Annotated in this window: 21 protein-coding genes and 1 tRNA gene; 2 read left to right on the forward strand and 20 right to left on the reverse strand. The window is 72.9% G+C overall.

Annotation, left to right across the window (positions count from 1 at the left end):
* Positions 1-4: 4 nt before the first annotated feature.
* The 11 genes from FHD63_RS08150 to FHD63_RS08200 form a co-directional block, all read right to left on the reverse strand.
* Positions 5-90 (reverse strand) — tRNA-Leu (locus FHD63_RS08150).
* Positions 91-157: 67 nt separating this feature from the next.
* On the reverse strand, positions 158-1,618 hold the full coding sequence (pyk, locus tag FHD63_RS08155) for a pyruvate kinase (protein WP_139721618.1): 1,461 nt from the start codon (positions 1,616-1,618) through the stop codon (positions 158-160).
* Between the two features lie 53 nt (positions 1,619-1,671).
* Entirely contained in the window at positions 1,672-2,349 is a 678-nt protein-coding gene (locus FHD63_RS08160) for a DsbA family protein (RefSeq protein ID WP_158296737.1), read from the reverse strand.
* Between the two features lie 55 nt (positions 2,350-2,404).
* On the reverse strand, positions 2,405-2,911 hold the full coding sequence (locus tag FHD63_RS08165) for a MauE/DoxX family redox-associated membrane protein (RefSeq protein ID WP_139721621.1): 507 nt from the start codon (positions 2,909-2,911) through the stop codon (positions 2,405-2,407).
* Entirely contained in the window at positions 2,908-3,693 is a 786-nt protein-coding gene (gene trpA / locus FHD63_RS08170; protein WP_139721623.1) for a tryptophan synthase subunit alpha, read from the reverse strand. Before trpA ends, FHD63_RS08165 begins: the two co-directional genes overlap by 4 nt.
* A complete protein-coding gene (gene trpB / locus FHD63_RS08175) occupies positions 3,690-4,946 on the reverse strand; it encodes a tryptophan synthase subunit beta (protein ID WP_139721625.1) in 1,257 nt (418 codons plus the stop codon). The genes trpA and trpB overlap by 4 nt, the downstream gene beginning before the upstream one ends.
* Positions 4,943-5,776, reverse strand: a complete 834-nt coding sequence (gene trpC / locus FHD63_RS08180; protein WP_202978358.1) for an indole-3-glycerol phosphate synthase TrpC — start codon at positions 5,774-5,776, stop codon at positions 4,943-4,945. The genes trpB and trpC overlap by 4 nt, the downstream gene beginning before the upstream one ends.
* Positions 5,777-5,851: 75 nt before the next feature.
* Positions 5,852-6,064, reverse strand: coding sequence for an HGxxPAAW family protein (locus FHD63_RS08185; protein ID WP_139721627.1), 213 nt, complete (start codon positions 6,062-6,064; stop codon positions 5,852-5,854).
* Positions 6,065-6,082: 18 nt separating this feature from the next.
* On the reverse strand, positions 6,083-6,658 hold the full coding sequence (locus tag FHD63_RS08190; protein WP_158296738.1) for a Trp biosynthesis-associated membrane protein: 576 nt from the start codon (positions 6,656-6,658) through the stop codon (positions 6,083-6,085).
* A 70-nt stretch (positions 6,659-6,728) separates the two neighbouring features.
* A complete protein-coding gene (locus FHD63_RS08195) occupies positions 6,729-8,534 on the reverse strand; it encodes an ABC transporter ATP-binding protein (protein WP_139721631.1) in 1,806 nt (601 codons plus the stop codon).
* Positions 8,531-10,366 (reverse strand): ABC transporter ATP-binding protein, encoded by a 1,836-nt coding sequence (locus FHD63_RS08200; protein WP_170215596.1) that lies wholly within the window; start codon positions 10,364-10,366, stop codon positions 8,531-8,533. The genes FHD63_RS08195 and FHD63_RS08200 overlap by 4 nt, the downstream gene beginning before the upstream one ends.
* Before the next feature lie 95 nt (positions 10,367-10,461).
* On the opposite strand from FHD63_RS08200, the gene FHD63_RS08205 reads away from it, so the two are divergent.
* Positions 10,462-11,109: a TIGR03085 family metal-binding protein gene (locus FHD63_RS08205; protein WP_139721634.1), complete on the forward strand. Its 648-nt coding sequence runs from the start codon at positions 10,462-10,464 to the stop codon at positions 11,107-11,109.
* Positions 11,110-11,158: 49 nt separating this feature from the next.
* Positions 11,159-12,316: an FUSC family protein gene (locus tag FHD63_RS16885; RefSeq protein WP_139721636.1), complete on the forward strand. Its 1,158-nt coding sequence runs from the start codon at positions 11,159-11,161 to the stop codon at positions 12,314-12,316.
* Between the two features lie 33 nt (positions 12,317-12,349).
* Here the strand turns inward: FHD63_RS16885 and FHD63_RS08215 are convergent, their stop codons facing one another.
* The 9 genes from FHD63_RS08215 to FHD63_RS08255 all read right to left on the reverse strand — a co-directional run bounded on the left by FHD63_RS08215 (position 12,350) and on the right by FHD63_RS08255 (position 23,252).
* Positions 12,350-12,799, reverse strand: a complete 450-nt coding sequence (locus FHD63_RS08215; protein ID WP_139721638.1) for a PH domain-containing protein — start codon at positions 12,797-12,799, stop codon at positions 12,350-12,352.
* The gene (gene pnuC, locus FHD63_RS08220) at positions 12,796-13,530 is read right to left on the reverse strand and encodes a nicotinamide riboside transporter PnuC (protein WP_139721640.1); all 735 of its coding nucleotides are present in this window, start codon (positions 13,528-13,530) and stop codon (positions 12,796-12,798) included. Before pnuC ends, FHD63_RS08215 begins: the two co-directional genes overlap by 4 nt.
* A gap of 15 nt (positions 13,531-13,545) precedes the next feature.
* Positions 13,546-14,229 carry a ribulose-phosphate 3-epimerase gene (gene rpe, locus FHD63_RS08225; RefSeq protein WP_139721642.1) on the reverse strand — a complete coding sequence of 228 codons (684 nt, stop codon included), beginning with the start codon at positions 14,227-14,229 and terminating at the stop codon, positions 13,546-13,548.
* Between the two features lie 4 nt (positions 14,230-14,233).
* Positions 14,234-15,763: an RsmB/NOP family class I SAM-dependent RNA methyltransferase gene (locus FHD63_RS08230; RefSeq protein ID WP_139721645.1), complete on the reverse strand. Its 1,530-nt coding sequence runs from the start codon at positions 15,761-15,763 to the stop codon at positions 14,234-14,236.
* Positions 15,756-16,697: a methionyl-tRNA formyltransferase gene (gene fmt / locus FHD63_RS08235; RefSeq protein ID WP_139721647.1), complete on the reverse strand. Its 942-nt coding sequence runs from the start codon at positions 16,695-16,697 to the stop codon at positions 15,756-15,758. Before fmt ends, FHD63_RS08230 begins: the two co-directional genes overlap by 8 nt.
* A gap of 6 nt (positions 16,698-16,703) precedes the next feature.
* Positions 16,704-18,545 carry an ABC transporter ATP-binding protein gene (locus FHD63_RS08240; protein WP_139721649.1) on the reverse strand — a complete coding sequence of 614 codons (1,842 nt, stop codon included), beginning with the start codon at positions 18,543-18,545 and terminating at the stop codon, positions 16,704-16,706.
* Positions 18,545-19,537 carry an ABC transporter permease gene (locus FHD63_RS08245; RefSeq protein WP_139721651.1) on the reverse strand — a complete coding sequence of 331 codons (993 nt, stop codon included), beginning with the start codon at positions 19,535-19,537 and terminating at the stop codon, positions 18,545-18,547. The genes FHD63_RS08240 and FHD63_RS08245 overlap by 1 nt, the downstream gene beginning before the upstream one ends.
* A 64-nt stretch (positions 19,538-19,601) precedes the next feature.
* Positions 19,602-21,134 (reverse strand): ABC transporter permease, encoded by a 1,533-nt coding sequence (locus FHD63_RS08250; protein ID WP_139721653.1) that lies wholly within the window; start codon positions 21,132-21,134, stop codon positions 19,602-19,604.
* Positions 21,135-21,380: 246 nt separating this feature from the next.
* Positions 21,381-23,252 carry an ABC transporter substrate-binding protein gene (locus tag FHD63_RS08255; RefSeq protein WP_194150433.1) on the reverse strand — a complete coding sequence of 624 codons (1,872 nt, stop codon included), beginning with the start codon at positions 23,250-23,252 and terminating at the stop codon, positions 21,381-21,383.
* Positions 23,253-23,289 lie beyond the last annotated feature (37 nt).

Raw genomic sequence — 23,289 nt, forward strand, 5'->3', positions numbered from 1 at the left:
GGACTGGTGCCGGGAGCGGGACTCGAACCCGCACGCCCTCGCGGGCAGAGCATTTTGAGTGCTCCGTGTCTGCCGTTCCACCACCCCGGCGGGCGTGCCGGTGCAGGTCGTGGCCGCACCGGGGACGTCGGGAGGAGTCTACCGGCTCCCGGTCGCCTCAGACCTCGGGGTCGTGGGTGTAGGCCGGAGCCTGACCCAGGATGGCGTCACCGACCCGGTGCATCCGCAGCGCGTTGGTGGTGCCGGACACGCCCGGGGGCGACCCGGCCACGATGACGACGACATCACCCTGCTGGCACCGCTGCTCGCGCAGCAGCGTCTCCTCCACCTGCTTGACCATCTGGTCGGTGTGCCACACGAAGGGCACGAGGAAGGTCTCGACGCCCCAGGTCAGCGCCAGCCGGGAGCGGGTCGCCTGCTCGGTCGTGAAGGCCAGCATCGGGGTGCCCGGACGCACCCGGGCCATCCGGGTGGTGGTGTCACCGCTCTGGGTGAAGGTCACGAGGAACTTCACCTGGTCGCCGAGGGCGTCGGCCAGGGAGATCGCGGCCCGGGTGACGGCACCACCCGGGGTCTTCGGCTTGCTCACGATGGGGGCGATCCGGTGCAGCCCGTGCTCCTCGGTGCTGGAGATGATGCTCGCCATGGTCTCGACCGCGCGGATCGGCCAGGCACCGACGGAGGTCTCGCCGGAGAGCATGATGGCGTCCGCCCCGTCCAGCACGGCGTTGGCGCAGTCGCTGGCCTCGGCGCGGGTGGGGCGGGGGTTGTCGACCATCGACTCCAGCACCTGGGTCGCCACGATCACCGGCTTCGCCTTCTCGCGACACAGCTGGATGGCGTCCTTCTGGACCAGCGGCACCTGCTCAAGGGGCAGCTCGACGCCCAGGTCGCCGCGCGCGACCATGATGCCGTCGAAGGCGTCGACGATGCCGGCGAGGTTGTCGACCGCCTGCGGCTTCTCGATCTTGGCGATGACCGGCAGGCGGCGTCCCTCCTCGTCCATGATGCGGTGCACGCCCTCGATGTCGCTGCCGGAGCGGACGAAGGACAGCGCGATGAAGTCGACCCCGCTGCGCAGGGCCCAGCGCAGGTCCTCCTCGTCCTTGTCCGACATCGCGGGGACGCTCACGGCGGTGCCGGGGAGGTTGATGCCCTTGTTGTTGGACACCACGCCCCCCACGACGACCTCGCAGACGACGTCGGTGTCCGTGACCTCGGTGGCCTGCAGCAGCACCTTGCCGTCGTCGACGAGCAGGTCGTCGCCGGGCCGCACGTCCCCCGCCAGCCCGGAGTAGGTCGTGCCGACCACCTCGCTGTCCCCCGCCACCGTCCTGGTGGTGATGGTGAACGAGTCACCCGTCCTCAGGGTGACCGGGCCGTCGGCGAAGGTGCCGGTGCGGATCTTGGGCCCCTGCAGGTCGGCGAGCACGGCCACGGCGTGCCCGGTGGCGTCACTGGCCTGCCGGACGCGCAGGTAGCGCTCGTGGTGCTCCTCGTAGGAGCCGTGTGAGAGGTTGAGCCGAGCCACGTCCATACCGGCGGTGACGAGCGCTTCGATCTGCTCGTAGGAGTCGGTGGCGGGGCCGAGGGTGCAGACGATCTTGGCGCGACGCATGACCTCCACCCTAGTCCTCCCGGCCGGCGATCCCCGCATCGCCTGCCCCGGCGTCAGGGGGTCGAGCCGAGGACCTCGTCGAGCGTCTCGGGTCCGGCCATGAGGGCCCGCATCTGGTCGTCGCCGACCGGCTCGCCGTCCACGAGCAGGCGGGGCGTCCCGGTGATCCCGTCCCGGTTGGCGCGCTCCTGCATGGCCTCGACGTAGTCGCCGTAGGCGTCACCCTGCGCGCACGTCGTGAAGGACTCGAGCGCGGTCCCGGAGAGCCCGGCCTCCGCGCCGAACCCGAGGAGCTCCTCGTCGGTCCAGCCGGTGCCCTCCTGCTCGGGCTGCCCGGCGAAGACGGCGGCGTGGTAGTCGAGGAACACCCCCTCGTCGTCGGCGCAGAGCGCGGCGTTGGCCGCCCGGTGCGAGGAGTCGTTGCCCAGCGTGCCGTCGAGGAACGACATCGTGGTGACCGTCAGGCCGATCTCGCCGGCCTCCGCGCGCTGCGCCAGCTCGGCCCCGATCGACCCCTCCAGGACCCCGCAGAACGGGCACTGGAAGTCCTCGTAGAGGTGCACCTGGGGCACGTCCTGCGACGGCGCGGCGCCCGCGCTGACACCGCCGCCCTCGGGGAGCGCGTTGGCGCTGCCCTCGGCCTCGAGCCCGCCGCCGCGGGACACGGCCCACAGCACCAGACCGCCGACGAGCGCGACCACCAGCAGGACGACCCCGCTGACGAGGGGCACCGAGGGCCCCCTGGCGGTGACGGGCTTCACGGTGGGTGCGGGCGGGCGGGGCATGTCAGGTCCTTCCGAGCAGGTGGTGGTCGAGGGAGAACGGCGTGCGCGGCCGGACGACCAGCCAGGCCGCCATCGCGAGGAAACCCACGTCGCGCAGCATCTCGGAGAGGTACCTCGTCTCCTCGGGCGCGACAGGTCCTCCGGTCCCGAAGCAGCCGCAGTCGATGGACAGGCCGCGGACCCACGCGGAGGCGATGCCGGCGACGAAGACCACCATGAGCACCGCGGACGCCGCGGCGGCGCCGCGGGTGAGCAGCCCCAGGAGGAGCAGGACGGCCAGCGCGAGCTCCAGGACGGGCAGCAGCACGCCGACGGCCCGGGAGACCTCGTAGCCGAACAGGTCGTAGGCCAGGACGTTCTGCACCGACCCGGTGAGGTCGACGACCTTGGTCCACCCGGCGTACCCGAGGACGCCCGCCAGCCCGAGACGGAGCACGAGGCCGACGACGTCCGGCAGTCGCGACCCGGACCCCACCCCGCGGACCGGCTGCTGCCGCAGGGTGGTCATCCCCGGCGGACCCCGGCGGCGAGCTCCTGGGTCAGGCGCTCGAGCGCGCCCAGCCCGTCGTCCCCGCCCAGCGCCCGCACGAGCGCCGACCCGACGATCACGCCGTCGGCGAAGCCGGCGACCTGGGCGGCCTGGTCACCCGTGCTGACCCCCAGCCCGACGCAGAGCGGGAGGTCGGTCACGGCGCGGGTGCGCTCGACGAGGCGCTCGGCGTCCGAGCCGACCGCGTCCCGCACCCCCGTGACCCCCATCGTGGAGGCGACGTAGACGAAGCCGCGGCAGGCCTGGGTCGTGGACCGCAGGCGGTCGTCGGTCGAGCTCGGCGCCACGAGGAAGACCGGAGCCAGGCCCTGGTCCTGCGCGGCCGACCGCCAGGCACCCGCCTCGTCCGGGATGAGGTCGGGAGTGATGAGCCCGGCACCCCCCGCGTCGGCGAGGTCCTGGGCGAAGCGGTCCACGCCGTACCTCAGCACCGGGTTCCAGTAGGTCATGACGACCGGCACCGCACCCGCGTCCCGGGCGGCCGAGACCACCGTGAACACGTCCTTGAGCCGGAAGCCGGCCCGCAGCGCAGTGCTGGCCGCCTGCTCGACGACCGGGCCGTCCATGAGCGGGTCGGTGTAGGGGACCCCCACCTCGATGACGTCCGCGCCGGCGGCCGCCAGGGTGCGGACCGCCTCCAGCGACGTCGGCAGGTCGGGGTAGCCGGCCGGGAGGTAGCCGACCAGGGCCGAGCGGCCCTCCGCGCGGCAGCCGGCGAAGACGTCGTCCAGGACGCTCATGCGTCCCCACCCTCGTCGCCACCGGCTCCCGTCTCGCCGTCCACCTGCGCCTGACCCTCGTCGTCGACGAGGCCGAACCAGCGGGCGGCGGTGTCGACGTCCTTGTCGCCGCGACCGGAGAGGTTGATGAGCACCACGGCGCCCTCACCGAGCTCGGGCCCGATCCGCAGCGCCCCGGCGAGCGCGTGCGCGCTCTCGATGGCCGGGATGATGCCCTCCGTGCGGCACAGCAGGGAGAAGGCGTCCATCGCCTCGCGGTCGGTGACCGGGGCGTAGCGGGCCAGCCCGCTGTCGTGCAGGAAGGCGTGCTCAGGGCCGATCGAGGGGTAGTCGAGCCCGGCCGAGACGGAGTGCGTCTCCAGGGTCTGCCCGTCGGCGTCCTGCAGGACGTAGGTCGCGGCCCCGTGCAGGACCCCCGGCTCGCCGCCGGAGAACCGCGCCGCGTGCCGGCCGGTCTCGACGCCGTCGCCCCCCGCCTCGAAGCCCCACAGGGCCACCGACGGCTCGTCGCGGAAGGCGTGGAAGATGCCGATGGCGTTGGACCCGCCGCCGACGCACGCGCACACGGCGTCCGGCAGCCCTCCCACGACGTCGTCCAGCTGCTTGCGGGCCTCCTGGCCGATGACCGCGTGGAAGTCCCGCACCATGGTCGGGAAGGGGTGCGGCCCGGTCACCGTGCCGAGCAGGTAGTGGGTGTGGTCGACGTGGGTGACCCAGTCGCGCATGGCCTCGTTGATGGCGTCCTTGAGGGTGCCGCTGCCCGTCGGGACGGCGACCACCTCGGCCCCCAGCAGCCGCATCCGGGCGACGTTGAGCGCCTGCCGCTCCGTGTCGACCTGGCCCATGTAGACCGTGCACTCCAGGCCCATGAGCGCGGCCGCCGTCGCCGTCGCCACGCCGTGCTGGCCGGCCCCGGTCTCCGCGATGACCCGCCGCTTGCCCATGCGCACGGCGAGGAGCGCCTGTCCGAGGACGTTGTTGATCTTGTGCGAGCCCGTGTGGTTGAGGTCCTCGCGCTTGAGGAAGATGCGCGGTCCACCGGCGTGCGCGGCGAAGCGCGGCACCTCGGTCAACGGGCTGGGGCGTCCGGTGTAGTCGCGCTGCAGCCGGTCCAGCTCGGCGAGGAAGTCCGGGTCGGCCATGGCCTCGGTGCGCGCGGCGTCGAGCTCGTCCAGCGCCGCCACCAGCGCCTCGGGCACGTAGCGACCACCGAAGTCGCCGAAGCGGTCACCGACCTGCTGGGTCGTCGTCATCGTCGTCCTCCTGCCCGGGCCTCGGCCCCGGCGTGGACCGCCGGGTGGGAGCCGGCGGCCACCATGCGGGCGACCGCGTCGCGGGGGGTCCCGTGGGTCACGAGCGCCTCCCCGACGAGCACGGCCTGGGCCCCGGCCTCGGCGAGCTCGACGAGGTCGAGGGGTCCGCGGACGCCGGACTCGGCGACCGCCACCCGGTCACCCGGTATGCCGGGCGCCAGCCGCGCGAAGGTGCCGCGGTCGACCTCGAGGGTCTTGAGGTTGCGGTTGTTGACGCCGATGATCCGGGCTCCGGCCGAGAGCGCACGCTCCAGCTCCGCCTCGTCGTGCACCTCGACGAGGGCCTGCATCCCCAGCGCCTCGGTCCGCTCGAGGAGCCCGACGAGGACCTCCTGGGGCAGCGCGGCGACGATGAGCAGGACGAGGTCGGCGCCGTGCGCCCGCGCCTCCCAGACCTGGTAGGGGTCGACGACGAAGTCCTTGCGCAGGACGGGGATGTCGACCGCGGAGCGGACGGCGTCCAGGTCGGCGAGCGAGCCCCCGAAGCGACGGCCCTCCGTGAGGACGCTGACCACGGCCGCCCCGCCGGCCTCGTAGTCGACGGCGAGCGACGCCGGCTCGGCGATGGCCGCCAGCGCGCCCTTCGACGGGCTGCTGCGCTTGACCTCGGCGATGACGTGGGTGCCCGGTGCGCTCAGCGACGCCCAGGCGTCACGGCAGGACGGGGCACGCCGGGCGCGCTCCTGGACCTCGTCCAGGGGCGTCGAGCGCCGGCGTTGGTCGAGGTCCTCGCGGACCCCGCTGACGATCTGCTCGAGCACGGTGGACACGCCCCCAGCGTAGTCGCCGCTCCCGGGCGCCCGGTGCCGGGGCCGGGGCCCGGGGCCCACGCGACCCGGGCGGGATCAGTGCTCGGAGGCGTGCTGGTGCGGGTCGCCCATGCCGGCGCGGTCGAGGAGGTACCACGCGAGGGCCCCGACGACGCCGAGGACGAGCCCGACGTAGAGCAACCAGTCCGGGGAGAACACGACACCCCAGCTCCCGACGACGCTGGCGACCAGCATGATGCCGACGCCCACCCAGGCGGCGACGCTGTGTCCGTGGCTGTCCTCGTGCATGTGGCTGTGCTCCTCGACTCAGCGGCTGGGCGGGCCGGTCCGACCCTCGTCGGACATTGTGCCAGCCGCCCCCTCCTCGGTCCGACCAGGTGCGAGCGTCGGGTCCTCCCCCCGCGAGAGCGCCGACCAGGACGCCTCGTCGGAGCGGCGGGCGAGCTCGTGCACGTCCCCGCCCTGCCGCACCCCCGACCGGGTGCGGCGACCCGCCTGGGCCGGGTCGCCCGGCTCGGTGCCTCGGGAGCCTGCGGGGAGGGCCGCGACGAGGGCGCCGAGGACCGCCACCGCCGCACCACCCAGGCCGACCCACCACCAGGGGGTCGGGTCCTGGGGGCGGGCCGCCACGACGAGCACGAGCGCCGCGACCGCCGCGGCGAGGGCCAGCACCCGGGCGGCGACAGCACCTCGCCCGCGCCACGCCAGCCCGGTCAGCGCGGCGGCGGCCACGACGAGGAGCAGCGCGACCGCGGGGGCCGCCAGCTCCCGACCCGTCCAGGACTCCTGGGTGGCCACCCCGGCCGCGTCGACCCCCTGCCGGACCACCCAGGGCTGGCCGGTGGACACCAGGCCGGTGCTCGCGGCGAGGAGGACGAGCACGCCCGCTCGTGACCGGGACCGCGCGCGCCCGGTCGACCGCCCTCCTGGCGGCGCGGTCACGGTGGCACGCTCACGCGTTGCTCTGCTGCGCCGCCCAGGACCGGTGCATGCGCGAGTACACCCCGCCCTGCCCGACCAGCTCCCGGTGCGGGCCGAGCTCGACGATCCGCCCGGCGTCCACGACGACCACCAGGTCGGCCGCCTCCGCGGTCGACAGCCGGTGGGCGATCGCCACCGACGTGCGGCCCGTGGTCAGACCCTCGAGGGCGCGCTGCACGCGGACCTCGGTGGCGGGGTCCACGGCACTGGTCGCCTCGTCGAGCACCAGGAGGTCCGGGTCCGCGAGGTAGGCCCGGGCGATGGCCACCAGCTGGCGCTCCCCCGCCGACAGCGACTCCCCGCGCTGCCCCACCTGGGTGGCCAGGCCGTGCGGGAGCCCGTCGACCCAGGAGTCGAGCCCGAGCTCGGTGATGGCCAGGGCCAGCTCCTCGTCGGTGGCCTCCGGCCGGGCGAACCGGATGTTGTCGGCGAGGTCGGCGTCGAAGAGGAAGCCCTCCTGCGGCACGAGGACCACCCGCTGACGCAGGCTGGCGAAGCTCACCTCGCGCAGGTCGGTGCCGTCGAGCCGCACCACGCCGTCGCTGGGGTCCATGAGCCGGGTCAGCAGCTTGGCGAGGGTGGTCTTGCCGGACCCGGTCTGACCGACCACGGCCACCCGGGTGTGCGGCTCGATCCGCAGGTCGACGTCGCGCAGGACCGGCTCGCCACCGGGGTAGGAGAACCAGACGCCCTCGAAGTCGATGGTGATGGGTCCCCGGTCGAGGACGACGCCGTCCGCCCCCGGGTCGGACACGTCGGCCGGGGTGTCGATGACCCCGATGACCCGCCGCCAGCCCGCCACGGCGTTCTGCATCTCGGTGAAGATCTCGGTGGCCATGAGCACCGGCTGGGTGAAGAGGTTGACGAGGAAGAGGAAGGCGAGGAGCTCTCCGAGGGTCAGGTCGCCGCGGGCCGCGAGGACCGTGCCCACGACGAGCACCACGGCGGTGGTGACCCCGGCGAAGGTCTGCCCGGACGCGAAGGCCATGACCGAGCGCACCTGGGCGCTGATCGCCGACCGGCGGTGCGCCTCGATCGCCCCGTCGATCCGGGTGGCGGTGCGGTCCTCCACGCCGTAGGCGCGGATGGTCGTGGCCCCGACGATCGCCTCGCTGATGGCGCCCAGGAGGTCGCCGACGCGCTCCCGCACCGCGCCGTAGGAGCGGCCCAGCACCGGCTGCAGACGCCGGACCAGCAGCACCAGCGGGAGCAGGCAGAGGTAGACGACGGCCGCGAGGACCGGGCTGTAGACGACCATGAGGATCGTGGCCAGGACGATCTGGGCCGAGCTGACGAGCAGCATCAGCCCGCCGAACTGCACGAACATCGAGATGGTGTCGACGTCGCTGGTGACGCGGGAGACCAGCGCGCCCCGGCGCTCGGTGCTCTGCGTCAGCACGGACAGGTCGTGGATGTGGCGGAACGCCTTGAGCCGCAGCGTGGCCAGCCCCGACTCGGCGGCCCGGAAGAGCCGGACGTTGACGGCGTACTGCGCCAGCGAGGTGAAGAGCACCACGACGGCGGCGATCCCGATGGCGGCGAGGACGAAGCCCACGTCGGGTCCACCCTCGGCCTGGATGCCGTTGTCGGTGGCCTGCTGCACGACGAAGGGGATGACGACCCGGCCCACGGTCGCCACCAGGGCCAGGGCGACGGTCAGCCACAGCCCGACCTTCAGCTCCGGGGACAGCTGCAGGCCACGGCGCAGCGTCGCCCCCACGCCGAGCTGGCTCTGACCGTCGATCCGGCTCGACTCCCTGGTCCCGGCCGTGCTCATGCGCCCTCCTCCTGCCGCGTCACGGCGGCCCGCTCGGCCGCCTCCCTCGAGTAGGCCTGGACCAGGTCGGCGTAGCCCCGGCACCGGCCCAGCAGCTCGCCGTGCGACCCCTGGTCCACCACGGCTCCGTGCTCCATGTAGACCACCTCGTCGGCGAGGAGGATCGTCGCCAGGCGGTAGGCGACGACGAGGACGGTCATGCCGCCCCGGGCCTCGCGCAGGCCGGTGAGGATGGCCTGCTCCACGGACGGGTCGACGGCGCTGGTGGCGTCGTCCAGCACCAGCAGCCGTGGCCGGCGCCAGATGGACCGGGCGAGGGCGATGCGCTGCCGCTGCCCGCCGGAGAGCGTCCCGCCACGCTCGCCGATGACGGTGTCCAGGCCGGCCGGCAGGGAGCGCACGAACTCGTCGGCCTGGGCGATGCGCAGCGACTCCCAGACGGCCTCGTCGTCGGAGTCCTCACCGAGGGTAATGTTGCCCCGGACCGTGTCGTCGAACATGAAGGTCTGCTGGGCCACCAGCGCGGCGCTGGCCGGCAGTTGCCCCCGGGCGAGGTCGCGCGCCTCGACGCCGTCGAGGCGGACCGAGCCGGTGTCGGCGTCGACGAGCCGCAGGGTGAGGTTGGCCAGGGTGCTCTTGCCCGACCCCGTCGGGCCGACGAGGGCGACGGTGCCGCCCGACGGGACGTCGAGGCTGACGCCCCGGATCGTCGGACGCTCCTCGCCCACGTGGGCGTAGGTCACCCCGGCGAGGCGGGACGAGGCAGGGTCGCCTCCGGGCAGCGCGGAGCTGCCGTACGACATACCCCCCTCGGCCTGCAGCACGTGCTGCACCCGGTCGTGCCCCACCACGGAACGGGGGATCTCCGCCAGCACCCAGCCCAGCGCACGGACCGGGAAGGCGAGGATGGAGAAGAGGTAGGCCATCTGCACGACGTCGGCCGCGTCGAGGTCGCCCCGCGACACCTGCCACGTGCCGACCCCGAGCACGGCGAGCGTGCCCAGCGTGGGGATCGCCTCGATGACCGGCTCGAACACGCCGCGGGTGCGGCCGACGAGGATGAGCGCGTCGCGCAGCTCGTAGGTCTTGGCCCGGAAGCGCGCCGTCTCCTGGTCCTCCCGCCCCATCGCCTTGACCACGAGGCCGGCCTCGAAGGACTCGTGCGCCACCTCCGCCACCTCGGCGCGCAACTGCTGGGCCCGGGTGATGCGCGGCGACATGACCCGCTGGAAGACGAGGTTGGCGGCGAACAGGCCCGGGAAGACGAGCAGACCCAGCACCGCCAGCAGCGGGTCGACGAGCACCATCATGGTGCCCGCGATGACGAGCATGAAGATGACGCCGATCGCCATCGGCAGCGGGTTGAACACCTGCCAGGTGGCCTCCACGTCGGCGTGCGCGTTGGACAGCAGCTGCCCCGAGGGGTGGGCGTGGTGCCACGACAGCGGCAGCCGGAGGTACTGGCGGGTCACCCGCTGGCGGTAGTCGGCCTGCAGGTTGAAGCCGGCGATCGTGGCGTAGACCCGACGCAGGATCACCCCGGTCACGTTGACGACCAGGACGGCCACGAGCACCCCGAAGATGGTCCACAGCCCGGCCGCCTCGATGCGCCGGGCGCCGACGGCGGGCTCGACCACCTCGGCGGTCAGCCAGCCGATCGCGCCGGCGGTGCCCACCGTCGCCGCGGCCCACAGGACCGAGCCCACCACCGCGACCGAGACGGGCCGTCGCTGGGCGCGCATGCCGCCCCAGATGACCCGCAGCCCCCGCCGCAGCACGGCTCGGTCGGCAACGGGACGCGGAACCGGCGCGCTGGAGGCATGGGCGGACATGGAGAAGGGGCCTCCTGGAAGAGGTAGGTGGGTGAGAGCCGGTGACCTATCCAACCACGCGTGCCTGACAGACCTTCCCGTGGTTCGATGACGGTATGCCGCACACCCCTGACCTCCTGCGCGAGCTCATCGCGACGACCGCCCTCGAGCTCGGCCCGGACGCCCCCACGCTGTGCGACCCGTGGTCGGTCCGGGACCTGCTCGCCCACCTCGTCGTCCGCGAGTCCCGGGTCGACGCGCTCCCGGGCGTCGGCCTGCCCGTCCCGGCGCTGCAGCGGCACACCGCGAAGGTGCAGGACCGGGCCGCGGACCGGCCGTTCGAGGAGCTGGTGGACGCCGTGCGCGGGGGGCCGGCCCCGTGGTGGCCGACCCGCCTGCCCGTCCTGGACCGCGCGGTCAACGTGGCCGAGCTGTGCATCCACCTCGAGGACATGGCCCGGGCGCAGCCCGGCTGGGAGCCCACGCAGCTGCCCGAGGGGGTGGCCGAGCAGCTCTGGGCCACGCTGCGGACGACCGGCCGGATGCTCTACCGCTCCGCGCCGTGCGGCGTGGTCAGCGTGGCGCCCGGGCACGGGCGCGTGGCACTGCGCCGTCCCCCCGACGGCACCGGCACCGTCGTCCTCACCGGTGCCCCGCTGGAGCTGCTGCTGCACGCCTTCGGCCGTGAGCGGGTCGCCCAGGTCGGGACCGAGGGCGAGGACCGGGACGTGGAGGCGTTGGCCGCGCACCGCCGCAGCGCCTGACGCCCCTCCGCCCCGGGCACGAGGGCGCAGGTTCGGTCACACTGGACCCATGACCAGCGCCCGTGAGCACGCCCGTGCGGCCGGCCACGTCGTGTGGGACCCGCTGCGGGAGGAGATCAGCACCAGCGCCACGCGCACCAGGCTGCGCCGGCTGCGCGCCCGTGCCTGGCTCATCCTGCAGGCGGCGACCGGCGCCGTCCTGGCGTGGTTCATCGCCCACGACCTCCTGGGCCACGCCCTGCCCTTCTTCGCCCCCATCACCGCGATGGTCTGCCTGGGCCTGACCTACGGCGACCGGGTGCGGCGGATCGCCGAGCTCACCGTAGGGGTCGCCATCGGGGTGGCCATCGGCGACGTCTTCGTGCACGCCTTCGGCACCGGGCTGTGGCAGATCTTCGCGGTCTGCGTGGTGGCCATGGCCCTGGCGGTCCTGGCCGGCGCGGGGCAGCTGCTCATGATGCAGGCCGGCATCCAGGGCGTCATCATCACCACCCTGGTGGCCGGCGACGGCGAGGCGTTCAGCCGGTGGCTGGACGCTGCGGTGGGCGGGTCGGTGGCGCTGGTCATCGCGATGCTGGCGCCCATGCGCTCGACGACCAAGCGGCCGCGGGAGCGCATCATCGCGCTCGTGGGGCACCTCGCCGAGGTGCTCACCGACACCACCCAGGCGCTGCGCAACCGGGACGAGGCGCGGGCCACCCAGGCGTTGGCGACGGCGCGGGGGCTGTCCACCGAGCTCGTGGCCCTGCAGGACGCGACGGCGGAGGCGGCGGCGGCGGCCCGGCTGGCGCCGCTGTTGTCGGGGGTGCACCGCGCCGAGGTGCTGGAGATCAAGGCCCTGCTGCAGCCGCTGGACCTGGCCATCCGCAACGTCCGGGTGCTCGCACGGCGCGCGGAGTCGGCCGTCGGCAACCAGGAGTTCGTGCCGGACTCCTACACCGACATGGTCGAGGGGCTCGCCGAGGCCGCCGCGGTGCTGCAGGAGCAGCTCACCCGTCGGGAACCCCTCGGCGCCGCCCAGGAGGACCTGGTGCACCTGGCCCGGCAGTCCACCTGGGGGCACTCCCGGGCGGGGCTGTCCGCGGAGGTCCTCCGGGCCCAGGTGCGCTCGACCGTCGTCGACCTGCTGGTCCTCTCGGGGATGACCTTGCAGGAGGCGCGGCGCCGGGTGCCGCCCACCCGCGACGAGATGGACCCGGCCGGCTGAGCCGTGCCGGGGCGCCTCGGGCGCCGCGGGTGCTCAGCGGTGGTGGTGCTCCACGAGGGCGGCCAGGCGCGCGGCCTCCTGCTGCGCCCGCCGGCCGTCCGCACGCTGGATCGCCATCACCGCCAGCTCCTCGGTGTCGTCCAGCTCGAGCACGACCCAGGGCGAGCCGCCGGAGAACCCGACATTCACCACCTGGGCCCAGTCCAGCTCGCGCCGCTGCACGAGGTTGACCACGACGAGGCCGGTGCGGCTCGGCAGCGCCCGGATGCGGGCATACCTCCACAGGAACGCCCCCATGGCGAGCCCGAAGCCGGCGATGAAGGCGCGGTTGAGCACCGACATCGCCGTGCCGGACCCGGTGTACGACGGACCGACGAGGGCGATCAGACCGAAGACGACGACCGAGGCGACCGCGGCCACCCCGGCCACCCGCGCGCCGGTGACCGGACGGAACGGCGCGTAGGGGTCCCCCTGCCCGCTCACGGACGCGCCCCCTGCGCGTCGTGCGCGTCCTGCGGAGGTGCCCCACCGGTCACGGCCTCCTGCGGCGCCTCGTCCCGGGCGGCCGCGCGCCAGACCACGAAGCCCCACAGGACGAGGCCGCCGTACACGGCGTACATGACCGCGGACGGGTAGTAGCCCGAGTGCCACAGGAGCGGGACGCCGACGAGGTCGACCGCGATCCAGACCAGCCAGAAGTCGACCCAGCCCCGGGCCATGGCGTAGGTCGCCAGCATCGACCCGACGAAGATCCAGGCATCGGTCCAGTAGTACCAGCGCGGGGCCGGCCAGCCCGCGCCCACCTGGGCGAAGACCGCCTGCGCGAGGACGACGAGCAGCGCCGCCGCCACGAGGTATGCCGTCCGCTCGACCCGGGTGGCCCAGCGCGGGGTGATGGCGGGGGCACCCTTGGCGCGCCCCCGGCGGGAGCGTTGCCACCGCCACCAGCCGTAGACGCTGGTCGCGATGAAGAAGACCTGCCGGGCGGCCTGGCCGAAGAGGCTGTGCTCCTGGGGGTTGGCGAACCAGACGCCCATGAAGACGGTGAAGAGCAGCAGGTTGCCGACGATGCCGACCGGCCAGGCCCAGACGGTGCGGCGCATGCCGAGGATGGCCGAGGCAAAGCCGAAGCCGTTGCCCACCACCTCGCGCCAGGCGATGCTCTGGCCGAGCACGGTGAGCTCGGCGTAGAAGAGGTCGTTCCAGGTGTCCACGGCCGGCGACCCTCGTCAGCCGCAGAGGTGGCGTCGGGCGAGGTCCCGCAGGTCGGCGATCGCCGCCGGCACGTCGTCGGCGCCGTAGACGGCCGACCCGGCGACGAAGACGTCGGCTCCGGCCTCGGCGCAGCGGCCGACGGTCTCGGCGGAGACGCCGCCGTCGACCTGCACCCAGATCTCGGTCCCCCGGCGTCGGACCGCCTCCCGCACGGCACGCACCTTGGCGAGCTGGTCGTCCATGAGGGACTGCCCGCCGAAGCCGGGCTCCACGGTCATGACGAGCACCATGTCCACCTCGTCCAGCAGCTCCTCGTGGGGCGCGAACGGCGTGCCGGGCTTGAGCGCGACGGCGGCGCGGGCACCGGCGGCGCGGATGGACCGTGCGGTCGCCACCGGGTCGCCCGCGGCCTCCACGTGGAAGGTCACCGACCGGGCGCCGGCCTCGGCGTAGTCGGCCGCCCAGCGGTCGGGGTCCTCGATCATGAGGTGGCAGTCCAGCGGCACCGGGCTCACCCGCGCCAACGCCTCGACCACCGGCAGGCCCAGGGTGAGGTTGGGCACGAAGTGGTTGTCCATGACGTCGACGTGGGCCCAGTCCGCGCTCCCGATCCGCTCCAGCTCGGTCGCGAGGTGGGCGAAGTCGGAGGCGAGGATCGACGGGCTGATCCGGGGCGTGAGGGGCGAGGGTGAGGACACGGGATCAGCCTAACGAGCGTCCGGGCACCCGCAGCAGGGCCACGAACATCCCGTCGGTGCCGTGCAGGTGGGGCCACAGCTGGGCCCACGGCCCCGGGCCGAGGTCGGTCAGGGGATTCCCGGACCGGTCCCGCAGCCACGGCCGCACGTCGACCTGCTCCACCCCCGGGTGCCGCTTGAGGACGTCCCGGACGACGAGCTCGGTCTCGGCCAGGTGCGGCGAGCAGGTGGCGTACGCCACGAGCCCGCCGGGCCGGGTGGCCCGCAGGGCGGAGTCGAGCAGGGCCCGCTGAAGCGGACCGAGGGTGGTGAGGTCCTGGGGGCTGCGGCGCCAGCGCGCCTCCGGGCGTCGGCGCAACGCCCCGAGCCCGGTGCACGGGGCGTCGACGAGGACACGGTCGTAGGTCTGCGGCTGGGCCGTCCCGATCTCCCGCCCGTCACCGACGGTGACGTCCACCTGCGCCCCGCCGTGCACGGGCCCGACGAGGGTGTGCCGCACCAGCTCGGCGCGGTGCTCGCTGACCTCGTTGGCCCGCAGCCGTGCTCCGGCCCCCGCAGCGAGGGCCGCGAGCAGCCCCGCCTTGCCGCCGGGGCCGGCGCACAGGTCGAGCCACTGCTGGTCCGAGCCCTCCAGCGGCGCCGAGGCCAGGGCGAGGGTCAGCAGCTGGGAGCCGGCGTCCTGCACCGCGGCCCGGCCCTCGCGGACGGATCCCAGCGCTCCGGGGTCGCCCTGGGGCAGCACCCAGGCGGTCGGTGCGACCGGGGCCGGCGTGGCGCCGGCGTCCTCCAGCTCCTGCTCGGCGCCCAGGCCCGGACGCGCCACCAGCGTGAGCGGGCCGGGGGTGTTGTGCGCGGACAGCAGGGGCGCCAGCTCCTGCTCGGCCGTCGGTGCGCCCCGCGCCGAGACCAGCCCCGCCCGCAGGGCGCGGACGACCCACTCGGGGTGGGAGTGCTCGAGGGCCAGCCGCGCCAGCGGGTCGTCGACCGGCGCGAGGAGCTGGGCGACCCAGGCCTCCCGGTCCTGCTCGCTGACCCGGCGCAGGACCGCGTTGACGAACCCACCGGCGCCCTGGCCGACCTGCTGACGGGCGAGGGCGACCGTGGCGCTCACCGCGGCGTGGTCGGGGACCCGCATGCCCAGCAGCTGGTGCACCCCGAGCCGCAGGACGGTGCGCACCGGGCCGTCGATCTCCTCCACCGGCCGGCTCGCCGCGACGGCCACGACGGCGTCGTAGAGCCCGAGCAGCCGCAGGGTGCCGTAGGTGAGCTCGGTGGCGAAGGCCGCGTCCCGGCCCTGCAGCCCGGCGGAGCGCAGCGCCGCGGGCAGCACCAGGTTGGCGAAGGCCTCCTCGGTGTCGACCTGGCGCAGCACGCGGTAGGCGACGGCGCGCGCCGGGTCCGCCTGTCGCGCCCGTTGCGCAGGGGTCTGCGCGGAGCGGCGGCGCGGTCCGCGGCGCTGCCCCTGGCCACGCTCTGCTCCCCCGCCGCGCCCCCCGGGCCGCTCGCCGTCGGGACGTCGCCGTGGCTCAGGCATCGAAGGTCGCTCCTGGCTGCAGCCGGGCGCCACGCGCCCAGTCGGTGGCCGGCATGGCCCGCTTCCCCGGGGCCTGCACGTCGCCCAGGCGCACCGGGGAGCTGCCGGTGCCGACGAGCACGTCGCGCCGGCCCACGGTGATCTCCCCCGGCTCCAGGTCGGGGACCTCCGGTGCGCCGTCGTCGACGGGGGTGACCGGGCCGAGCTTGACCCGGTCGGGGCCCAGGACGGTCCAGGCCCCGGGCTCGGGCGTGCACGAGCGGACGAGGCGGTCGACCGCGAACGCCGGGCGCCGCCAGGGCACCCGCGCGTCGTCCACCTCGACCTTGGGGGCGAGGCTGACGCCCTCCGCGGGCTGCGGCACCGGCTGCACGGCACCCTCCTCCAGCGCGTCCAGGGTCGACACGAGCAGGCGCGCACCGGCCTCGGCGAGGCGCTCCAGCAGCTCTCCCGCGGTGTCCCGCGGCCGGACGGTCTCGGTGAGCCGGCCGAGCACCGGCCCGGTGTCCAGGCCCTCCTCGAGCCGGAAGGTCACCGCGCCGCTGACGTCGTCACCGGCCCGCAGGGCGTGCTGGACCGGCGCCGCGCCCCGCCAGGCGGGCAGCAGCGAGAAGTGCAGGTTCACCCAGCCGTGCTCGGGCAGCGCCAGCAGCTCGGGCGGGACGAGCAGGCCGTAGGCGACGACCGGGCAGGCCTCGGGGGCCCACTGCCGCAGTTGCTCGGCGACCTCGGGGCCGCGCAGCGAGCGGGGCGTCGCGACGGGTATGCCTGCCTCGTCCGCCACCTGTCGCACCGGCGAGGGGCGCAGGCCGCGCCCGCGGCCGGCCCGGGCGTCCGGCCGGGTCAGGACGCCGACGACCTCGTGGCGGGAGCCCAGGACGGCGCGCAGGCTGGGGACGGCGGCCGCCGGGGTGCCGGCGAAGACGACGCGCACCGGGGGTCAGCGGCGCTTCGGGTCGTCGGTGCCGTCGACGTCCTCGGCGTCCACCGCCTCCGCCTCGGCGGAGGACTGGTGGAACTCCTCGCCGTCGACCTTGAGCTCGACGACCTCCTCGCCCTGCTCGCGCAGCAGCTCGTGGCGCTCGCGGCGCCGGCGTCCCTGCTCGAGCGGGTCGGGCACGGGAGCAGCCGCGATGAGCCGCTGGGTGTAGTCCTGCTGCGGGTCCTCCATGATCTGCTGCCGCGGCCCGGCCTCGACGACCTTGCCGTTCTGGAGCACCACGACCTTGTGCGCCAGCAGGTCGATGACGGCGAGGTCGTGGCTGATGAAGAGGCAGGCGAAGCCGAACTGCTCCTGCAGGTCGGAGAAGATCTTGAGCACCCGGGCCTGGACGGACACGTCCAGCGCAGAGGTGGGCTCGTCGGCCACGAGCAGCTCGGGGTCCAGGGTGAGGGCACGCGCCACGGAGATGCGCTGCCGCTGGCCGCCGGACACCTCGTGCGGGTAGCGGTTGTAGACCTCGCGCGGGAGCTGCACGGCGTCCAGCAGCTCGTAGACCTTGTCCTCGCGGGACTTGCGGTTGCCCACCTTGTGCACGACGAGCGGCTCGGCGATGCACTCCCCGATCGGCAGCCGCGGATTGAGCGAGGCGGCCGGGTCCTGGAAGATCACGCCGATCCGCTTGCGGAGGGGCTTGAGGTCGCGCCGCTTCATCCCGGTGATGTTCTGGCCCAGCAGCTGGAACTCGCCCGAGGCGGCCGGGATGAGCCCCAGGGCACAGCGCCCGATGGTGCTCTTGCCTGAGCCGGACTCACCGACGAGCCCGACGATCTCGCCCTGGCGCACGTCGAAGCTGACGTCGTCCACGGCACGGAACGGCGCCTTGCCGAGCCGTTGGTACTCGATGACGAGGTTCTTCAGCTCGATGGCCAGGGGCGCGTCGGCGTCGACGTCCTCAGTGACGCTGATGCCCATCTGGCCTCGGCCGTAGCCCATCCGGGGCACCGAGCCGAGCAGCATCCTGGTGTAGTCGTGCTTCGGGTGCAGCAGCACCTCCTCCACCGTGCCGCGCTCGACGATCTCACCCTTGAACATCACGGCCACCCGGTCGGCCATGTCGGCGACCACGCCCATGTTGTGCGTGATGAGCAGGATGCCGGTGTTGAGCTTGTCCTTGAGCGAGCGGAGCAGGTCCAGGATGTCGGCCTGCACGGTGACGTCCAGGGCCGTGGTCGGTTCGTCAGCGATGATGACCTTGGGGTCGCAGCTGATGGCGATGGCGATGACCACCCGCTGCCGCTGGCCCCCGGAAAGCTCGTGCGGGTACTTCTTCATCTGCCGCTCGGGCTCGGGGATGCCCACCATCCCCAGCAACTCGATGGCCCGCTTCCAGGCCGAGGCGCCGCGGGCCACTCCGTGCAACTCCATCGATTCTACCACCTGGGTGCCGACGGTCAGGACCGGGTTCAGCGCGGTCATCGGCTCCTGGAAGACCATGGCGACATCGTTGCCGCGCAGGCGGCGCATGCTCGACTCCTTGAGCCGGCCCACCTCCTTGCCGGCGACGTCCACCTGGCCGCTGATGGTGGCGTTGCGCGGCAAGAGCCGCATCGCGGTCATCGAGGTGACCGACTTGCCCGAGCCGGACTCGCCGACCAGGGCCACGACCTCGCCGGGGCGCACCTTGAGGTCGACGCCCTTCACGGCATGCACGCTGCCGAACTCGGTCGTGAACCGCACGTCGACGTCGCTGAAGCCGAGGACGACCTCCTCGTCACCCGTGGGGGTGCCGGAGCCGGTGTAGACCGGCTGCCCGGAGTCACTCTGTGTTGTCGTCGTCATCAGTCGGCCGTCCTGTTCTGCCGGGGGTCGAAGGCGTCGCGCAGGCCGTCACCGAGGAAGTTCACGGACAAGGCGATCGCCAGGATCATGAGGCCGGGCCACCAGAAGAGCCACGGCCGGGTGAGGAAGGCGTTCTGGTAGGTCGAGATCAGCAGCCCGAGCGAGGTGTCCGGCGCCTGCACCCCGTAGCCGAGGAAGGACAGTGCGGACTCGAGCAGGATCGTCGCCGCGATCGCCAGCGTGGCGCTGACGATGATGGTGCCGACGGTGTTGGGCAGGATGTGCTTGAAGATGATCCGCCACGGGCCGGTGCCGATCGCCTCGGCGGCGGTGACGAACTCGCGCTCCCTCAGGGAGAGGACCTCGCCGCGCACCAGGCGCGCCAGGCCGGTCCAGGTGAGCAGGCTGAGCATGAGCGCCAGCCACCAGATGCCCTCGGCCATCTTGCCCACCACCGCGGCCAGGACCAGCAGGGGGATGATGATGAACAGGTCGGTGACCCGCATGAGGATGGCCTCGACCCACCCCCGGAAGAAGCCGGCGACCGCCCCGATGATCGTCCCGATGATGGTCGACAGCAGCCCGACGGCGAACGCCACGATGAGCGAGCGCTGGGTGCCGCGCATGGTGAGGGCGAAGTAGTCCTTGCCGATGGTGTCCTGCCCGAAGGGGTGCTCGCCGATCTGGAAGGGCCACAGCTGCATCGTGGGCCGCCCGCCGTCGACCGTGGCCCCCGCGTCGTAGAAGGTCTTGTCCCACCAGTTCGGGATGATGCCGTAACCGATGGAGGTGAAGGCCATGACGGTGACGAAGACCAGCACGAAGAGCGAGACCATGGCGCCCTTGTGGCGGAAGAACCGGCGCACGACCAGCCGTCCCTGGGAGTAGGACTTCTGGCTCAGGTCGATCGGCTTCTCGACCGAGTAGGCCTCCTCCACCGGGCTGGCGACCGGGGTGGGGTCCGGCTCGTCCGGGCGCTTGCTGTCGGTCATCGAACGATCCTCAGGTCGGTGGAAAGGGTCGGGAGGGTAGCCGCTGCCAGCGACCGGCTGCGGCTCACCGCCGGATCCGCGGGTCGAGGGACGCGTAGGCGATGTCGGCCAACATGTTCATCATCACCGCGGCGCCGCCCGCGACGAGGTAGTAGGCCATCACCGGGTTGGGGTCGACCGTGTCGAGGCCCAGCCGGAACATCGCGCCGAGCCCGCGCCAGCCGAAGATCGTCTCGGTGATGACCGCGCCACCCAGGAGGGCGGCGAAGTCGAAGGCCACGATGGTCGTGATGGGGATGAGCGCGTTGCGCAGGGCGTGCTTGGTGAACACGACCCGGTCCGAGAGGCCCTTGGAGCGCGCGGTGCGGATGTAGTCCTGGTTGATGGTCTCCAGCATGGAGCCGCGGGTGTAGCGGCTGTAGGAGGCGATGGAGATCAGGGTCAGCACGATGGTGGGGAGCACGAGCTGTACCCCCCAGTTGAAGATGCTCTCCCAGAAGTCACCGGTGAACCGCTCGGGGATGATGCGGTTCTCCCCGATGGTGCTGACCGGGCGGTTGCCAGCCAGCTCGAGGAACCCGGCCCACCCCCGCAGGAGGCGGTCCATGAAGATGAGGAACGCCATCCCCAACGCGGTGCCCACGCTGACGACCATCGCGGTGCGCCGCTCGTAACCGCCCATGACCCAGCCGACGGCAGCCCCCACGAGCACGGTGACGCCGACGAGCGCGAGGATCACCCACCAGTTGGCCGGGTCCTCCAGGACCGGGCCGAGGACGACGTACGACACCAGCCCCAGGCCGATGGTGACGAGCCCGGCATACAGGATCTTGCGGTTGGCCAGGCCGACCGTCATGACGAGCATGAAGCCGAGTGCGCCCAGGGCACCGACGAGGATGAGCGGCAGCCCGAGCGCGGGCTGGACCCACCAGTTCACCTGGTCGAAGGCGAAGACGAAGCCGAAGACCACCACGAAGGTGATGAGCCCCGTCACCAACTGCCGGCGCAGCCCTCCCCCGAGCAGTGACGCCAGCGCGAGGGCGAAGAGCAGCGCGACCACGGCTGTCGCGGTGGTGGAGACCGCCGGGTCGGCGATCCAGTTGTTGAACCGGATGGCGCCGAAGTCCTTGAGGAGCACGGCAGCCCAGAAGACCGGTAGCGAGTAGAAGAGGAAGGCGCTGAAGGTGATGACGTAGTCGAACCCGGAGTACTGCCGGATGGCCGAGAGGACGCCCAGGGCCACACCGATGAAGATGGCCAGGAAGGTGGCGACGGTCACCAGCCGGAGGCTGGCGCCGGCCGAGGCGAGCAGCAGGGCGTTGACGTCGGACCCGTCCCGGGTCTCGCCCAGGTCGCACTGCAGCACGAAGCACTTGCTCACGCCGGTCAGCCACCCCAGGTAGCGCTGCCACCACGGGAGGTCCAGGCCCATGTTGTCGATGCGCGCCTGCATGAGCTGCTCGCGGTTCTCGGCCCGGGACTCGCGCAGGTCCTGCAGCGGGTCGGCCGAGTTGATCGTCAGGACGTACATCAGCACGGAGCCCAGGAACAGGATCAGCGTCGAGATCGCGATCCTGCGGAGGATGAATTGGAGCACGGGGTTTCAACCTTTGCGGTGAGGGTCCACGGCGGTGTGACGGACTGCCCGCAGACTCTAACCCCTGACGCTGAGTCGGGGCTACGGCAACCTGGGGTGCGTGTCGCGGGTCGGCTGCCCTGGGTGCGAGTGACGGGACCCGGGGCAGGGTCGGGACATGCCAGGGGCGGGAGGGCATGATGCCCTCCCGCCCCTCAGCGTGGCGGTCGACGGTACAAGGCGGTGCTCACCGTGACCTGGGGCGTGTCAGCTGGCGCGCACCCACTGGTCGGCGTTCCAGGAGACACCCGTCTGGACCGAGGTCGGCCGGACGTTCTCCAGGGTGCTGTCGTAGCCGACGATGCCGGGGTGGGTGAACAGTGGGATGCCGTAGAGCTCGTCCCACAGCGCCTTCTCGATGACCTTCAGCTGCTCCATGTGGACCTGGGGGTCGACCGACGTGGCCAGGGTGTCCCAGGCCTGGTCGACCTCCTCGTTGGAGAAGCCACCGAAGTTCTGCGAGCCACCGGTAGAGTAGATCGGCTCGCCCGAGGCGATCTGGCCCGAGCCGGCCCACGCGAACAGCGCGACCTCCCAGTCACCCTGCTCCAGCGTGCCGCCGGCCTCGAAGAAGTCCGGGTTGCCGGCGTCGACGATCTCGAAGCCCGCCTCGTCGCACGAGGACTTGATCTGGGCGACCTCCTCGGTGCGCCGCTGGTTGGGCGCCGAGTAGCCGATGCGCACCTCCACGGGAGTCTCCACGCCGGCCTCCTCGAGCTTGGCCGCGGCACCCTCGATGTCGACCTCGTCGTAGCGCCCGTCGTAGGACGCGTCCACGAGCTCCTGGTAGTCCTCCTGGAAGGGGAACTTCTCGCGGGCGTTGAGGACGACCGCGTTCTCGTCGATCGGCTTGATGAGGTTGTCGATGATGTTCTGCCGCGGGACGCACATGGCGAACGCCTCACGGGCGGCCAGGCCACCGTTCTCGTCGTTGAAGACCGAGTCCTCGGCGAAGTTGAAGTCCAGGTGCTCCCAGGTCATCTGCTGGTTGCTCTCGACCGCGACCATGTCGCCCATGCCCTCGAGCTGCTGGCGGGTGTCCACGGTGGCCTGCGGCTCGATGACGTTGATGTCGCCGTTCTGCAGGGCCTGGACGTGGGTCTCCGGGGCCGCGAACTTGAACACCAGGTTGCCGGTCGCCGGCGCCGGGCCGAAGAAGTTCTCGTTGGGGACGAGGGCGAGCTGGTTGCCGCTCTCCCACGCCGCACCCTCCAGGGTATAGGGCCCGGAGGACGGCACCAGCGCCTCGTCCTCGACCTGGTAGTTCGGGAAGAGCCAGCCGGTGTTCCAGAACTCGGAGACCTGCGAGACGGTCTCGGCGTCGCCGTCGAGGATCGCCTGGGCGAGCTCGTCCGGCTCCAGCCCGGCCTGCTCGGCCGCGACGTGCGCCGGCAGCGGGGCCGACACGGCGATCTCCCAGTCCGGGTAGGGCTCGGGGTAGACGACCGTGAACTCCTTGGAGCCGGGCTCGGTCTCCAGGCCCTCGGTGGCGTAGGTCGACCAGGTCGAGACCGGGTCGAAGCCGAGCTCCTCCGCGCCACCCATGGACTCGGGGTTGGTCGAGGCCCAGTCGAGCAGGAAGTCGTTGGAGGTGATCGGGGTGCCGTCGGACCACACCGCGTCGTCGGAGATGGTGTACTCGACGGTCAGCGGGTCCTCGGAGGTCTGCTCGTAGGACCCGAACCACTCGTTGGGGTAGATCGTGCCGTCGGTGCCCCAGTACCAGAAGCCGGACTGCAGCTGGTTGTTGACGACCGCGTTGTAGGTCGAGTTCGTCGCCGCGGTGTTGCCGTTGTAGGCGTTGTACTCCTCGGCACCGCTGGAGAAGGACACCGTGTCGTCGTTGGTGGTGATGTCACCCAGGTCGGCTCGGGCCGTGGAAGCAGTCTGACCACCGTCGCCCTCGCCGGACTCCTCCGAGCCCTCGCCGGAGTCACCGGTCTCCCCGGACATGTCCTCCTCGCTGCCGCCGCCCTCGGCCGCGGTGTCGTTGTCGTCCGACCCGGAGTCGGACGTGCAGCCGGCCAGTGCCAGGGCACCGGCGGCCACGACGGCCATGGTCGCGCGCCTGATCTTCAATGTTCCTCCTAGTGAATGGGCGTCTCGCGGGGGCGGG

It is taken from the genome of Serinicoccus chungangensis (assembly GCF_006337125.1).
GTDB lineage: Bacteria > Actinomycetota > Actinomycetes > Actinomycetales > Dermatophilaceae > Ornithinicoccus > Ornithinicoccus chungangensis.

What these genes read in the sequence shown, in the direction of transcription:
- pyk (WP_139721618.1), bottom strand. Translation starts at nt 1,618, where the DNA reads ATGCGTCGCGCCAAGATCGTCTGCACCCTCGGCCCCGCCACCGACTCC.
- FHD63_RS08165 (WP_139721621.1), bottom strand. Translation starts at nt 2,911, where the DNA reads ATGACCACCCTGCGGCAGCAGCCGGTCCGCGGGGTGGGGTCCGGGTCG.
- trpA (WP_139721623.1), bottom strand. Translation starts at nt 3,693, where the DNA reads ATGAGCGTCCTGGACGACGTCTTCGCCGGCTGCCGCGCGGAGGGCCGC.
- trpB (WP_139721625.1), bottom strand. Translation starts at nt 4,946, where the DNA reads ATGACGACGACCCAGCAGGTCGGTGACCGCTTCGGCGACTTCGGTGGT.
- FHD63_RS08185 (WP_139721627.1), bottom strand. Translation starts at nt 6,064, where the DNA reads ATGCACGAGGACAGCCACGGACACAGCGTCGCCGCCTGGGTGGGCGTC.
- FHD63_RS08195 (WP_139721631.1), bottom strand. Translation starts at nt 8,534, where the DNA reads ATGAGCACGGCCGGGACCAGGGAGTCGAGCCGGATCGACGGTCAGAGC.
- FHD63_RS08200 (WP_170215596.1), bottom strand. Translation starts at nt 10,366, where the DNA reads ATGTCCGCCCATGCCTCCAGCGCGCCGGTTCCGCGTCCCGTTGCCGAC.
- FHD63_RS08205 (WP_139721634.1), top strand. Translation starts at nt 10,462, where the DNA reads ATGCCGCACACCCCTGACCTCCTGCGCGAGCTCATCGCGACGACCGCC.
- FHD63_RS16885 (WP_139721636.1), top strand. Translation starts at nt 11,159, where the DNA reads ATGACCAGCGCCCGTGAGCACGCCCGTGCGGCCGGCCACGTCGTGTGG.
- FHD63_RS08230 (WP_139721645.1), bottom strand. Translation starts at nt 15,763, where the DNA reads ATGCCTGAGCCACGGCGACGTCCCGACGGCGAGCGGCCCGGGGGGCGC.
- FHD63_RS08240 (WP_139721649.1), bottom strand. Translation starts at nt 18,545, where the DNA reads ATGACGACGACAACACAGAGTGACTCCGGGCAGCCGGTCTACACCGGC.
- FHD63_RS08245 (WP_139721651.1), bottom strand. Translation starts at nt 19,537, where the DNA reads ATGACCGACAGCAAGCGCCCGGACGAGCCGGACCCCACCCCGGTCGCC.